The 13,284-nt window shown below is 71.2% G+C and carries 15 protein-coding genes; 12 read left to right on the top strand and 3 right to left on the bottom strand.

Annotation, left to right across the window (positions count from 1 at the left end; genetic code table 11):
* Positions 1-20 precede the first annotated feature (20 nt).
* From ACFWW9_RS36845 to ACFWW9_RS36805, 9 genes are all read left to right on the top strand, one after another.
* Positions 21-329 carry an ArsR/SmtB family transcription factor gene (locus ACFWW9_RS36845; protein ID WP_390386988.1) on the top strand — a complete coding sequence of 103 codons (309 nt, stop codon included), beginning with the start codon at positions 21-23 and terminating at the stop codon, positions 327-329.
* A 250-nt stretch (positions 330-579) separates the two neighbouring features.
* Positions 580-1,221, top strand: coding sequence for a hypothetical protein (locus ACFWW9_RS36840; protein WP_390386987.1), 642 nt, complete (start codon positions 580-582; stop codon positions 1,219-1,221).
* An 11-nt stretch (positions 1,222-1,232) separates the two neighbouring features.
* The gene (locus ACFWW9_RS36835; protein WP_390386986.1) at positions 1,233-4,418 is read left to right on the top strand and encodes a helicase HerA domain-containing protein; all 3,186 of its coding nucleotides are present in this window, start codon (positions 1,233-1,235) and stop codon (positions 4,416-4,418) included.
* A gap of 222 nt (positions 4,419-4,640) precedes the next feature.
* Entirely contained in the window at positions 4,641-4,859 is a 219-nt protein-coding gene (locus ACFWW9_RS36830) for a hypothetical protein (protein WP_390386984.1), read from the top strand.
* Between the two features lie 66 nt (positions 4,860-4,925).
* On the top strand, positions 4,926-5,690 hold the full coding sequence (locus ACFWW9_RS36825) for an ABC transporter permease (RefSeq protein WP_390386983.1): 765 nt from the start codon (positions 4,926-4,928) through the stop codon (positions 5,688-5,690).
* A 4-nt stretch (positions 5,691-5,694) separates the two neighbouring features.
* Positions 5,695-6,480, top strand: a complete 786-nt coding sequence (locus tag ACFWW9_RS36820) for an ABC transporter permease (protein WP_390386982.1) — start codon at positions 5,695-5,697, stop codon at positions 6,478-6,480.
* The gene (locus ACFWW9_RS36815) at positions 6,477-7,481 is read left to right on the top strand and encodes an ATP-binding cassette domain-containing protein (protein WP_390386981.1); all 1,005 of its coding nucleotides are present in this window, start codon (positions 6,477-6,479) and stop codon (positions 7,479-7,481) included. Before ACFWW9_RS36820 ends, ACFWW9_RS36815 begins: the two co-directional genes overlap by 4 nt.
* A 19-nt stretch (positions 7,482-7,500) precedes the next feature.
* The gene (locus ACFWW9_RS36810; RefSeq protein WP_390386980.1) at positions 7,501-7,899 is read left to right on the top strand and encodes a bacteriophage spanin2 family protein; all 399 of its coding nucleotides are present in this window, start codon (positions 7,501-7,503) and stop codon (positions 7,897-7,899) included.
* A 124-nt stretch (positions 7,900-8,023) separates the two neighbouring features.
* Positions 8,024-8,215 (top strand): DUF1918 domain-containing protein, encoded by a 192-nt coding sequence (locus ACFWW9_RS36805; RefSeq protein WP_390386979.1) that lies wholly within the window; start codon positions 8,024-8,026, stop codon positions 8,213-8,215.
* Positions 8,216-8,260: 45 nt separating this feature from the next.
* On the opposite strand, the gene ACFWW9_RS36800 is transcribed toward ACFWW9_RS36805, so the two are convergent.
* A complete protein-coding gene (locus ACFWW9_RS36800; protein ID WP_390386978.1) occupies positions 8,261-9,079 on the bottom strand; it encodes an inositol monophosphatase family protein in 819 nt (272 codons plus the stop codon).
* Between the two features lie 14 nt (positions 9,080-9,093).
* On the opposite strand from ACFWW9_RS36800, the gene ACFWW9_RS36795 reads away from it, so the two are divergent.
* Positions 9,094-9,873 carry an alpha/beta fold hydrolase gene (locus ACFWW9_RS36795; protein ID WP_390386976.1) on the top strand — a complete coding sequence of 260 codons (780 nt, stop codon included), beginning with the start codon at positions 9,094-9,096 and terminating at the stop codon, positions 9,871-9,873.
* On the opposite strand, the gene ACFWW9_RS36790 is transcribed toward ACFWW9_RS36795, so the two are convergent.
* Positions 9,839-10,783 carry a hypothetical protein gene (locus ACFWW9_RS36790; protein WP_390386975.1) on the bottom strand — a complete coding sequence of 315 codons (945 nt, stop codon included), beginning with the start codon at positions 10,781-10,783 and terminating at the stop codon, positions 9,839-9,841. The genes ACFWW9_RS36795 and ACFWW9_RS36790 overlap by 35 nt on opposite strands.
* Positions 10,784-10,839: 56 nt before the next feature.
* Between ACFWW9_RS36790 and ACFWW9_RS36785 the strand changes: the two genes are divergently transcribed.
* Positions 10,840-11,403 carry a TetR/AcrR family transcriptional regulator gene (locus ACFWW9_RS36785; protein WP_390386974.1) on the top strand — a complete coding sequence of 188 codons (564 nt, stop codon included), beginning with the start codon at positions 10,840-10,842 and terminating at the stop codon, positions 11,401-11,403.
* Between the two features lie 49 nt (positions 11,404-11,452).
* On the opposite strand, the gene ACFWW9_RS36780 is transcribed toward ACFWW9_RS36785, so the two are convergent.
* Positions 11,453-12,442 carry a malate dehydrogenase gene (locus ACFWW9_RS36780; RefSeq protein ID WP_390386973.1) on the bottom strand — a complete coding sequence of 330 codons (990 nt, stop codon included), beginning with the start codon at positions 12,440-12,442 and terminating at the stop codon, positions 11,453-11,455.
* Positions 12,443-12,636: 194 nt separating this feature from the next.
* Here ACFWW9_RS36780 and ACFWW9_RS36775 point away from each other — a divergent pair, with 194 nt between their 5' ends.
* Positions 12,637-13,251, top strand: coding sequence for a pentapeptide repeat-containing protein (locus tag ACFWW9_RS36775; protein WP_390386972.1), 615 nt, complete (start codon positions 12,637-12,639; stop codon positions 13,249-13,251).
* Positions 13,252-13,284: the final 33 nt, after the last annotated feature.

Below are 13,284 nucleotides of genomic sequence, written 5' to 3'. Positions count from 1 at the left end.
AGTATCGTACTATTGGTGACGTGGACAACTCACTGGAACACCCGGACCGCGACCAGATCCGGATCGAGGCCGTCCTGCACGCGCTCGCCGACCCGGTCCGCCTGACGATCGTCCGCGCGCTCGCGGGCAGCGACACCGGCATCGCCTGCGGCGCGATCGAGCTCGGCATCAGCAAGTCGACGCGCACCCACCACATCCGCACGCTGCGCGAGGCGGGCGTGATCACCGTGCGCCCCGAGGGCACGTCCCGGATCAGCACGCTGCGCCGCGACGACCTGAACGTCCTGTACCCCGGACTGCTCGACGGGGTGCTGTCCGCTCAGCGCTGATCCACTCGAACGCCATTTCCGCAATTATGCGGAAATGGCGTGGAATCGTCCCTCGAATGCCGTACCGCATACCGCCGAACGAGTTGTGAAAATCGACTTCTCGGAGGATCTCCACGAGTCCGCGAACCCCGCTGTGACTTTCCACCGCCATTCACTGCGCCAGTCGAGCGAATCGCTCACCTGCGAGGGTGCGGGCGGCTAGGGTTGGCCGCGTTCAGCTCCCTGCCTGCCCCATTGGAGATCGCGCGCGGTGGACGTCCTGCTCAGCATTCCGGAAAAATCAGCGTTGTTCGCCCTCATGCTGTTCGTCGAGGAAGCCTCGAACACGGACATCCGCGAGGAGTACGGCTTCACGATCGACAAGAAGGTCCGCGATCGGCTCGTCGGTTTGGGATTCGTGTCCGCGCGCAAGGCGAAGGAACTGCGCGGCGCGTTCGTCCACGAACTCACCGATGACGGCTGGCGGCAGTGCCGCGCGGAGTTGACGGCGAAGACCCCGGCGGGCGTGCAGAAGCCGTACCGCCTGCTCTTCGGCCTCGCCCGCGCCCTCGACCGGCACCTCACGAGGTCTCGGCTGGAGATGGCCGACTTCTTCGCCCCCGACGACTCGACGCCCGCCCCGGCACCCGTCGACCCCGCGGGGGAGGTCCGAGCCGCGTACGAGTCCCTGGCGTCACGTCCGGGAGCGTGGGTCAGCCTGGCGCAGCTGCGCGACGCGCTGTCCCACCTGTCGCGCGAGGAGGTGGACGCGGCACTGGTGCGCCTCGACCTGGAGCCGTCGACCTACCTGATCCCCGAGGCCAACCAGAAGATGCTGTCCGAGGCGGAGCGCGACGCGGCCGTCCACGTCGGCGGCGAGGACAAGCACCTGCTGTCCATCGACCACGCCTGAGGACGCCACGCATGGACGACCAGGAGCGCAAGGCGCTGGAGAACCTGCGGTTCGACTGGGCACCGACCCCGGAGGACGTGTGGGACCCGACGACCCCGCACGTCGAAGGCCTCAACGAGACCGCGCTGACAACGGTCATGGCCGCCTACGACGACGCCAAGGCGAGTCGGGGCCCGAGTCCGCTCGGCGTCGCCATCACCGGCCAGCAGGGTTCCGGGAAGACGCACATGCTCGGCGTCGTGCGGGCCGAGGTGCGGCGACGGGGCGGCTACTTCTTCCTCGTGAGCCTGTCGCAGAGCGACTTCTGGCAGAACATCGTCCACGCGCTGCGCAACGGCCTGCACTACTCGGGGCCGAGCGGCGAGCGGCAGCTCACGGTGGTGCTGGTGCGGCTCGCCAACCGGCTGGACCTGCCGGACGAGGCACGGCGCCAGGTCGTCGGCGAGGCGCCGCTCACCAAGTGGGCGCTCGACGAGGTCGTGCACGCGTTGGGCAGGACGGATCCCCAGCGCGGGCACGAGTGCAGGCACACCGCCCGAGCCCTGGTCCTGCTCGCGGCCAAGGACCTCGCCGCGAACGAGGTGGGCGAGTCCTACCTCGTCTCGGCGAGCGAGGCGGTGCCCGGTGAGCGGAACAGCTGGGGCATCCACCCCGATCCGAAGGACGCGCACCAGATCGTCGGCGAGCTGTCCCGGCTGATCTCGCTGACCGGGCCGAGCCTGCTCGCCATCGACCAGATCGACACGCTGATCTCGCAGTCCCAGCGGCTGACCCACGAGGACTCCTCCGTCCCGTCCGGCGAGACGGAGAACCTGCTGGACCAGGTCGGGTCGGGGCTGATGGCCCTGCGCGAGACCATGCAGCGCACGGTGTCCGTCGTCGCCTGCCAGCACCAGGTGTGGTCGAGCCTCGAGAAGCACACCACCGGGGCGGTGATCTCCCGGTTCCGGCAGGAGTCGCGGCTGAAGACGGTGCCGACGGCGGCGATCGGGCAGGCGCTGGTGGAGACCCGGTTCCGGCAGCGGTTCGAGGAGGTGGGCTTCACGCCGCCGTACCCGAGTTGGCCGGTCATGCCCGACGCGTTCTCCGGAGCCGTGCACTTCACCCCCCGTCAGCTGTTCAAGCAGGTCGACGAGCACATCAGGACCTGCCTGGAAGCGGGCGTGCTGGTGACGCTGGCGAGCCTCACCAGCAGGGTCGGCCTCAAGACCCGGCGGAAACCGCAGGTCGAGTCCGTGTCGGACGCGCAAGCCGACTCGCTGGACGAGCGGTTCGCCGCCCTCGCGCGGGCCGCGGACCTCAGCATCGCGCTGGACAAGGTCGGCGAGGACTCGCGGATGCCCGAGCTGCTGACGGCCGGGCTGCGCACCTACATCTTCGAGCAGGGCGACGACCGCAAGCGGTACTCGCTGGACAACCGGCAGGGCGCGAACCCCTCGCTGCACGCGAAGCTGCGGCGGATCCTGGACGAGGAGAGCGAGGACCAGGCCCACTGGTGCTTCCGCGCCGTCGCCAGCGCCGACCCGCGGGCGGCGCAGAACCGCATCGAACGCCTGCGCGTCGCCGCCGGTCTCGACCCGAACGTCCCCAAGCGCAAGGCCTTCCTGCTGCGCACCGGTCCGTGGAAGACCACCACGAAGAAGACCGGCGAGAAGCTGGACGCGTTCCTCGCGGCGGGCGGGGTGTTCCTGGACCGGGTGGACCTGGACGATCTGAAGGCGTTCGACGCGCTGGAGAAGCTGTGGGACGAGGACCCTCCCGGTCTCAAGCCCTGGCTCCAGCAGCGCAAGCCCGCGAGCGGCACCGCGCTGTTCCGCGCGGTCTTCGGCGAGCCGGAGCGGGAGCCGGACCCCGGTGGACCGGCGCTCCCCCTGCCCCACGACGACAACGCCGGGTGGCCGGACGAGGACCTCGACGTCGTGGAGCCACCCGCCCCGGCACCGGCGGCGGTCGCCGTGCCACCGGGGTTCCTCTCGCTGGGCGAGAGCACGGACACCGATGAGCCGGTGCCGATCCCGCTGGAGGCGCTGCGCAAGCACGCGGTGATCTTCGCGGGGTCCGGCTCGGGGAAGACGGTGCTGATCCGCAGACTGCTGGAGGAGTGCGCGCTCCAGGGCGTGTCCGCGATCGTGCTCGACCCGAACAACGACCTGGCCCGGCTGGGCGACGCGTGGCCGAAGCCGCCCGGCGGCTGGAGCCCCGGCGACGACGTCAAGGCCGCCGACTACCTGGCGGGCACCGACGTCGTGGTCTGGACGCCCAACTACGAGTCGGGGCGGCCGCTGAGCTTCCAACCCCTGCCCGACCTGGCCGCCTTGAAGGGTGATCCGGACGAGTTCCGGCTCGCGCTCGACACCGCCGTGGCGGGGCTGGCGCCACGGGCCCGCGCGGACGGCTCGACGGTGAAGGCGGACCTCGCGCGGGCGGCGTTGAAGGAGGCGCTGGCCTACTTCGCCCACACGGGCGGCGGGAGCCTCGAATCGTTCCTCGACCTGCTGAGCGACCTGCCGGACGGCGTCACCTCGCTCACCAAGGGCCAGGCGATGGCGGCCGACATGTCCGAGACCCTCAAGGCGGCGATGATCAACGACCCGCTGTTCGGCGGCTCGGGCACGCCGTTCGACCCCGGAGTCCTGCTCACGCCCGCGCCCGGCAAGCGCGCCCGGATCTCGGTGATCAGCCTCATCGGCCTGCCGTCGGACCAGCAGCGGCAGAGCTTCGTCAACCAGCTGCAGATGGCGCTGTTCGCGTGGATCAAGCGGCACCCGGCGGGCGACCGCCCGCTGGGCGGGCTGTTCGTGATGGACGAGGCCCAGACCCTGGCGCCGTCGGGGGCGATGACGGCGTGCACGTCCAGCACGCTGGCGCTCGCGTCGCAGGCCCGGAAGTACGGGCTGGGGCTGGTGTTCGCCACGCAGGCGCCGAAGGGCATCCACAACCGGATCGTCGGCAACGCGGCCACGCAGTACTTCGGCTTCATCAACAGCCCCACCCAGGTCGCCGCCGCCAAGGAGATGGCGGCGGCCAAGGGCAGCACCGTCCTGGACATCTCGCGGCTGACCGCGGGCCAGTTCTACGCCGTCGGCGAAGGCCTGCCGTTCCGCAGGGTCCGGTCGCCGATGTGCCTGAGCCACCACCCGTCCAGCGCGTTGACCGCCGAGGAAGTGCTGGTCAGAGCCCGTACCGAGCGGCAGTAGGAGAAGCGCGGACCTCGTCAGCCCGGACGCCTTCCGCACCGGCGGCGGCAACGACCCGGGCATCGACGCGTACGGCGTGCTGGTCAACGGCGACCAGGTGGCGGACATGGTGGCGCAGAAGGCGCGCTCGGCGGAGGAGCAGCTCGCGGAGCCGGGGCTGTTCGAGGTCGTGGAGTTCCACTGCGCCCTGCGCTAGAGCTGCGGCTGCTCGGGTCCGGCAAGGTGTCCCACTCGTCGCAGGCCGCGCAGAAGCAGTGCGAGCGGACGCCGGAGGTGCTCTGGGACCCGAACGAGTCGGAGCGCCTGGTGCTCGACCCGCTCGACCCGCTGCGGCGGGCGATCGACGCCGAGTCGGCGCTCGACGTCCGGCTGGGCGAGGTGGTGCGCACCCAGCGCTTCGCCGAGGGCTTCCGCCGCGAGGTGCTGGGCACGACCTCGTAAAAGCGGTTGCGCGCGGCCGTAGCGTTGATCGACGTGCGTGCGTGGGGTTCCAGTCAGGTCCGGCTCGTGGCAGCCGGTTTCCGGAGGTATTCGACCTACCGGCAGGCGATGGTCGCGGGCACGGCCACGAACGTGGTGTTCGGTCTGTTGAGGATGGCCGTCCTGCTGGCGGCGCTGGACTCGGCCGCGGGTGGGCGGATCGGGGGCTACGACGTCGCCGCCACGGTCACCTACGTGTGGCTGGGGCAGGGGCTGCTGGCGTTCGTGGTGCTGTGGGGGGATTCGGCGCTGTCCGACCGGATCCGCACCGGGGACGTCGTGGTGGACCTGTACCGGCCGTGGGACCTCCAGGTGGCGGCGCTCGCCGAGGACCTGGGGCGGGCCGGGTACTGCGCGCTGACGCGGTTGGCGCCGCCGGTGGTGGTCGGGGCGCTGTTCTTCCCGTTCCGCTGGCCGTCGGTGGAGCGGTGGCCGCTGTTCGCGGTCAGCGCGGTGCTGGCGGTGCTGGTCAGCTTCGGGATGCGGTTCCTGGTGAACGCCAGCACGTTCTGGTTGCTGGACAACCGGGGCGTGGGGTCGCTGTTCGGCGTGGGCACCGGGATCCTCTGCGGGTTGACGGTGCCGCTCGACTTCTTCCCCGAGTGGGCGCGGTTCGCGCTGTGGTTCACGCCGTTCCCGGCGATCATGCAGGGCCCGATCGACGTGTTCCTGGAGCACGGGTCGCTGTGGCTGACGCTCGCGCACCAGGTGGCGTGGGCGGTCGTCCTGTTCCTGCTGGGCAAGCTGGTGCTCGCCCGTGCCGTGCGGAAGGTCGTGGTGCAAGGTGGCTGAGGGCGTGTACCGGAGGATCCTGCACGCCCGGCTGCGCGGGCAGCTGTCGTACCGGGCGTCGTTCCTGCTCGACTGCGCCGCGCAGGCGCTGGCGCAGGGCGGCGAGCTGGTGGTGATCCTGGTGCTGTTCAACCGGGTCACGGCGCTGGGCGGGTTCTCCGTCGACGAGGTGCTGCTGGTGTACGCGTTCGCGGGCACCGCGTTCGGGCTCGCGGACCTGTTCGCCGGGCAGCTGGACACGCTGCCGACGCTGATCCGGACGGGGAAGTTCGACACCCTGCTGCTGCGGCCGTTGGGCACGCTGCCCCAGCTGATGTCGTCGGACCTGCCCCTCAAGCGGCTCGGACGGGTGCTGGCGGGCCTGGTCGTGCTCGGCTACGCGCTGGCGCACAACGAGGTCGTGTGGACGCCGTGGTCGGTCGTCCTGCTGGCCGTGACGCCGGTCGCGGGCGCGGTGATCTTCGGCGGGGTGTGGGTGGTCGCGTGCTCGGTGTGCTTCTGGCTGGTCGACGGGCGCGAGCTGGCGAACACCGTGACCTACGGCAGCAGCACGTTCACCTCGTACCCGATCAGCGTGTACTCGGGGTGGCTGCGGCGGTTGATGGCGTTCGTGGTGCCCGGCGCGTTCGTCGCCTACTACCCGGCGCTGGCGCTGCTGGACCGCGCCGACCCGCTGGGCGCGCCCGCGTGGCTGGGCTGGGTCGGCCCGCTGGTCGCCGCCGCCGTCGCCTGCCTGGCCGGGGTGACCTGGAAGTTCGCCGTCCGACACTACCGAGGGACTGGATCATGATCGAGGTGCGCGACCTGCGCCGGGAGTTCCGCGTGAGCCGGAAGACCGGGTTCCTGCGGCGGACGCACGACACGGTGGCGGCGGTCGACGGGGTCAGCTTCGACGTGGCCGCCGGGGAGGCCGTCGGGTACGTCGGACCGAACGGGGCCGGGAAGTCGACGACGATCAAGATGCTGACCGGCATCCTCGTGCCTACCTCGGGGACCGTGCTGGTGTCCGGCATCGACCCGTCGCGGCAGCGCAAGGAACTGGCCCGGCGGATCGGCGTCGTGTTCGGGCAGCGCAGCCAGCTCTGGTGGGACCTGCCGCTGCTGGACAGCTTCGACCTCCTGCGGACGATCTACCGGGTGTCCGGACCGGACTACGCCCGGCGGCTCGCGGAGTGCGTGGAACTCCTCGAACTGGGGCCGTTCCTGGCCACGCCCGTGCGGCAGCTGTCGCTGGGGCAGCGGATGCGCGGCGAGGTCACGGCGTCGCTGCTGCACGCGCCGGAGCTGCTGGTGCTCGACGAGCCCACGATCGGGCTGGACCTGGAGTCCAAGGAGCGGCTGCGGGAGTTCCTGGCGGAGCTGAACACCAAGCGCGGCACCACGGTGCTGCTGACGACGCACGACCTCGACGACATCCAGCGGCTGTGCCCGCGGCTGGTGGTGATCGACCACGGGACCGTGCTCGCCGACGGCCCGTTGGCCGACCTGCGGGCCGAGGTGAGCCCGGAACGGGTGCTGGTCGTGGACCTCGAGGACCCCGCCCCGGCGCTGGAGGGCCTGCCCGGCGTCACGTCCGTGCGGCTGGAGCTGGGCGGCAAGCGGCAGCACCTCGCGTTCCGCCGCGACCGGACCACGGCGGCCGCGCTGATCACGGCCGTGGCCGCCCGCGCGGAGGTGCACGACCTGTCCGTCGAGGAATCCGACATCGATGACGTGGTGCGCGGGTTGTACGAACGCCGTCACGCGGCGCGCGATGTCGGTAATGTCGGAGTTTCACCCGACAGTCGATGACGACGATCCTGGAGTTCACATGCGCGGTTCCCGGTCGGTGGCCACCGTTGTGCTGGCACTCGGACTGGCAGGTGCTGCCTCCGGCTGCGATGCCGTCAACGAGGCGACGAACGCGGCGAACTCGGTCAACAACGCCGCGAACAAGGTCCAGCTCTGCCTGGACGCGGTGAAGCTGCTGGGCTTCACGCCGGACCTGAGCAACCCGCAGGCCGCCGTGGACGACGCCCACAAGAAGGCCGAGGAGATGACGAAGCTGGCCGAGCAGGCGGGCGACACGACGCTCAAGCAGGCGCTCGAGGCGTCGGCCCAGCAGCTCAGCTCCGTCACCCTCAGCGACCTCGACCCGGCGTCCGCGGCGGGCTGGTTGCAGCAGAAGCTCGACAAGCTCAACACCCTCAACTCCGCGTGCGCGAGCTGACGGCGTCCCCCACACGCGCGCACCCGTTGGGGGAACACCTTTCCGCCGGTTGAAACCAAACCTTGGTGGTCTGTCGTCCGCCGCTCCGGCCACCTACGCTGGTGGCCATCGGAGGTGCAGAGAGATGCAGGCATTGGTAGGCGACAGGTTGCACGTTCACAGCCGCGTGATCGGCGTCGAGGAGCGGCTTGGCGAGATCCTCGAAGTGCGCGGCGAGGAAGGTGCTCCCCCGTACCTGATTCGCTTCGTGGACGGGCATGAAGGCCTGGTGTACCCGGGTCCGGACTGCCTCGTCGAGTCCCGCACGAAGAGCTGAACCCGTCGCCAAGGCCGTTCGCGGCCTTGGCGACGGCGGGACGGCTCAGCCGCCGTCGAGGGCGACCTGGATCAGCGCCTCGGCCAGCTGGGGCGTCGCGGCCGCGACCCCGGACCACCGCTTGGTCAGGTCGTGGTCGAACGTGAAGGGCCTGCCGCGCAGGTCGAGCAGCACACCGCCCGCCGCGGGCACGGTCACCAGCGCGGCGGCCAGGTCCATGATCCGGTGGGTGTCCGAGCCGGGGTCGATGAACGCGTCGACCGAGCCCTCGGCGACCAGCACGGTCTCCAGGCAGGTGGTGCACAGGATGCGGATCCGGTCCGCCCGGTTCGCGATCCGGTGCCACGCCTCCTCGGTGCCGCGCTTGGGGCGCATCAGGCACACCGACGCGCCGTCCAACGTGGTGCGCCCCGTCGTCCGGTAGGGCGTGGGCTCGCCCGCGCGCGCCCACCACGAGCGGCCGGTGTCGAACCAGACGGTCAGCGCCTCGGTGGGCACGCCGTCGCGCACGACCACGCCCGCGAAGCACGACAGGGGCACGCCGAACGCCGCGTTCGCCGACCCGTCGACCGGGTCGATCACCAGCGTCTCCGCGGACCCGTTGTCGATGAACCCGGCCTCCTCGGACAGCAGGTTGGCCCCGTTGCGCATCGCCGCGTCGGCGATGGCCCCCTCCACGATCGCGTCGACCCGCATGGTGGGCGTGCCGTCCGCGCCGTCGGCCACCTCCTCGCGCAGCTCCAGTCTCGTGTGCGCCAACCGGGCCTCGCCGTACGCCTGGGACGCGGCGCGGGCCGTGGCGGCGAGGGCGGGGTGGACGTCGGCGGGCATCTCGGGTTCGGGAACGGGCCAGGTGATGCGCAAGTAGCGTCTCCTCCGTGAGGACTGGGACCCTGCCGGGCGGGCTGCCGTACATGGCCATCGGGCGCGGGCGCCCGCTCGTGTTCCTACCCGGTTTCGGGCCGGAGCACACGGTGCCCACCGGGTGGGGGCGGCGGATCGCGCTGAGCCAGGTGCGGGCGCTGGCGGAGCACCGCGAGGTGTTCTGGGTGAACCGGAAGCCGGGTTTGGCCCCCGGCACCACGATGTCAGACCTGGCGGCCCAGCACGCCGTGGCGTTGCGTGAGCGGTTCGGGGCCCCGGTCGACCTGATGGGGCACTCGACCGGGGCCTCGATCGTGTTGCAGGTGTTGGTGGAGCACCCGTCGGTGGTGCGGCGGGGCGTCGTCGTGAGCGGGGCGTACGCGTTGGGGCCGTTGGCCAGACCGCAGTTGCGGATGGGTGAACTGCTGGCCGAGGGCAAACCCGGCTACCACCTGATCGCGCCGGGCATGACGCGGAACCCGGTGCTGCTGCCGTTGTTGACGGGCGTGATGTGGGCGGCCGGGCTGTTCGTGCGCAAGCCGGCGAACCCGTCGGACATGCTCGCCGTGCTGCGCGCCGAGGACGTGTTCGACGTCCGCGAGCGGTTGGCGGACATCCCGGCGCCGACGCTCGTGGTGTGCGGGGAGCGGGACTACTTCTGGACGCCGGAGATGTTCGCCGAGACCGCGGCGCGGATCCCGCACGGGCGGCTGATCAGCTACCCGAGGGTCGGCCACAACCCGATGGGCGACCCGCGGTTCACGCCGGACGTGCTGGCGTTCCTGGACTCGTGAACTCGGCGATCAGGTCCCGGTAGGTGGCGAACGCCGGTTTCGGGGTGTGGTCGTCGTGCAGCAGCCCAAGGTTGTGCAGGAGGTCCGGCTGACCGCTGTCGGCGTCCCGCAACGAGAAGTGCTCGTAGGTGGTGATGTTGAGGTCCGAGGCGGCGATCTCGCGGACGACCGCGTCGAGGACTTCGGCCTGGCGGGAGTCCGGGCGGTCCGGGCCGGTGCTCCAGCCGTGCTCGGTGACGTGGACCGGGGTGTCCTCGGGGATGCCCGCGGCTTTCAGGCTGTGGTGGCGGAAGGTCGTGAGGACGGCTCGGACGGCGTCGGGGAACCGGTCGGCGGGGATCGGGCGGAACACGTCGGGGAAGAAGTCGAGGCCCGCGTAGTCCAGGGACTCGCGGAACTCCCGGCCGCCCCGGCGGCCCAGGTCGGTCCAGAACTCCTGGGCGGGGTCGAAGATCGCGGTGGAGTTGCAGCCGACGCGGACGTCCAGACCCAGGGCTCGCGCTTCCCGCTTGGCGGCGATGACGCCCTCCACCAGCGCTTGGCGGACGGCGGGGAACTCGCCGTCGCCGCCGGGGCCCGCGTTGTCCGGCTCCTCGGTGATCTGGAGGGTCGCCAGCGTGGAGCCGTGGCGGTGCAGGAGGCCGCGGAGGAACGCCAGCCAGCCGGTGAGGTCGTGGCCGGGATCGCGGAAGCAGGCGACCAGGTCCAGGCGGCGGTGGCCGTTCAGGAGGGCTTCGGGGTTCGGCGGGGCCTCGTGCAACGTCGGGTAGTGGACGTAGGCGCGGACGAGGAACGGGTGCGGGCCGTGGAGGTCGTCCAGGGCCTTGGCGAGCCGGGCGGGGTCTTCCGGCGGGGAACCGTCGTCCAGGGCGATGCGGCCGCCCGCGTAGATGCCGAACGTGAGGGTCATGGCCGGGACCATACTTGGTGTCACTCCAAGTTTGGTGTCGGTGTAAGATTTTTCCCGTGGGACTTCGGGAAGAGAAGAAGGCCGCTACGCGGGAGCTGGTGAGCGACGTGGCCACCGGGCTGTTCGTGGCGCGGGGGTTCGACGCGGTGACGGTCGCCGAGGTGGCCGAGGCCGCTCGGGTGTCGGTCAACACGGTGTTCAACTACTTCCCCACCAAGGAAGACCTGTTCTTCGACCGGCAGGACGTGGTGGTGGGACGGTTGGCCGCGGCCGCTCGCGACGGTGGCGTCGAGGGGGTGCGGGACGCCTTCCTGGCCGAACTCCAACGCGAGGAGGCCACGACGGGGCTGTCGGACACCGCGGGGTTCTGGGCCGTGGTGGAAGGGAGTCCCGCCTTGCGGGCCCGGTTGCGGCTGATCGGCGAACTGGCCGAAGCGGCGTTGGCGGAAGCCCTCGGCGGGGATCCGGAGGCGCGGGTCGTGGCGGCGGTGGTGGCCGGGGTGGACCGGGCGCTGCACGCGGAGATCCGGCGGCGGGTGGTGGCGGGAGAACCGCCCGCCGTCGTCCGGGAAGCGGTGGGGGAACTGGCTTCGCGCGCGTACGGGCGGATCGGGTTCTGACGGAGAAGGGGGCGGCCCGTGGGCCGCCCCCTTCACGTCGTGCGGTGGATCAGATGAGGCCGAGTTCCTTGACCGCGTCGCGCTCCTCGACCAGCTCGGCGACCGAGGCGTCGATGCGGGCGCGGGAGAAGGCGTCGATGTCCAGGCCCTGGACGATCTCGTAGCGGCCGTCCTTCGCGGTGACCGGGAACGAGGAGATCAGGCCCTCCGGGACGCCGTAGGAGCCGTCGGAGACGACCGCGGCCGACGTCCAGTCGTTCTCCGGGGTGCCGTTGACCCAGCTGTACACGTGGTCGATGGCGGCGTTCGCCGCGCTCGCCGCGCTGCTGAGGCCACGGGCCTCGATGATCGCCGCACCGCGCTTCGCGACCGTCGGGATGAAGGTGCCCTCCAACCACTCCTGGTCGTTCACGGCCTCGGCGGCGGTCTTGCCGTTCACCTCGGCGTGGAACAGGTCCGGGTACTGCGTGGCGGAGTGGTTGCCCCAGATCGTGAGCTTCTTGATCTCACCGAGGGAGACGCCGAGCTTCTTCGACAGCTGCGCCAGCGCGCGGTTGTGGTCGAGGCGGGTCATCGCGGTGAAGCGCTCCGCCGGGACGTCCGGCGCGTGCTGCTGGGCGATGAGGGCGTTCGTGTTGGCCGGGTTGCCCACCACGAGCACGCGGACGTCGTCCGCCGCGCCCGCGTTGATGGCCTCGCCCTGGGGCTTGAAGATGCCGCCGTTGGCCGAGAGCAGGTCGCCCCGCTCCATGCCCTTGCTGCGCGGGCGGGCGCCGACGAGCAGCGCGATGTTGACGCCGTCGAACGCGGTCTTCGCGTCGTCGGTGATGTCGATGCCGGACAGCAGCGGGAACGCGCAGTCGTCGAGCTCCATGGCGGTGCCCTCGGCGGCCTTGACCGCCTGGGGGATCTCCAGCAGGCGCAGGCGAACCGGGGTGTCCGCGCCCAGCAGGTGGCCGGAAGCGATGCGGAACAGCAGTGCGTAGCCGATCTGGCCGGCCGCACCGGTGACGGTGACGTTCACGGGCGTGCGGGTCATGAGCCTTCCCGAATGACGGTCCAGGGGGCGGAGTCCTCGGGTGGCACGACCACTAGGCAGGACAGACCTGTCAGCGGCGGTCTCTGCACCGGGACCGCGCGCCGGGCGGTTTCGCCCGACCGCCGCAGGTTACCAACTGGGCAACGTCGACCGTCGGTGCGGTGAGGAGCCTCTCAGGTGGTTAGGTGTGGTCCGTGAACGACACGGAGGTCATCGGCGAGGACTACGCCGACGCGGTCCTGTTCAAGGAGTCCTGGGAACGGCGGTCGTTCGACCGGTGCGACTTCAGCGAAGCGGACATGCGCGGGCTGGTGACGAAGGGCTGCACGTTCACGAACTGCACGTTCCGCAGCACGGACCTCGGGGACTCCAAGCACACGGCGACGGCGTTCCGGTCCTGCACGTTCGACCGGGCCGTGCTGTCCGGGGCGTCGTTCACGTCGTGCAGCCTGCTCGGGTCGTCGTTCACGGCGTGCGTGCTGCGGCCGATCTCGTTGCACGAGACCGATCTCACGCTCGCCAGCCTCGTCCGGGTGAACCTGCGGAAGGTCGACCTGCGCGGGCTGCGGTTCCGCGAGGCGAACCTGAACGAGGCCGACCTGCGGGACACCGACCTGCGCGGCGCGGACCTCCAGGCGGCCCGGCTGCTCGGCACGAACCTGGCGGGAGCGGACCTGCGCGGCGCGCGGATCGACGCCAACGGCTGGGTGCAGGCGAAGATCGCCGGGGCGACGGTCGACCTGACGATGGCCGTCGCGTTCGCCGCGGCCCACGGCCTGACCGTGGAGGAACTGGGCGGCGACAGCTGAGGCGGCCGGGGGCCCGGGGGCGTCCGGGGCCCC

This window comes from Umezawaea sp. NPDC059074 (assembly GCF_042738955.1).
In the GTDB taxonomy this organism is placed as follows: domain Bacteria; phylum Actinomycetota; class Actinomycetes; order Mycobacteriales; family Pseudonocardiaceae; genus Umezawaea.
Note: the sequence above shows the minus strand (reverse complement) of the source record. Positions and strands in the feature narration are given on the sequence as shown.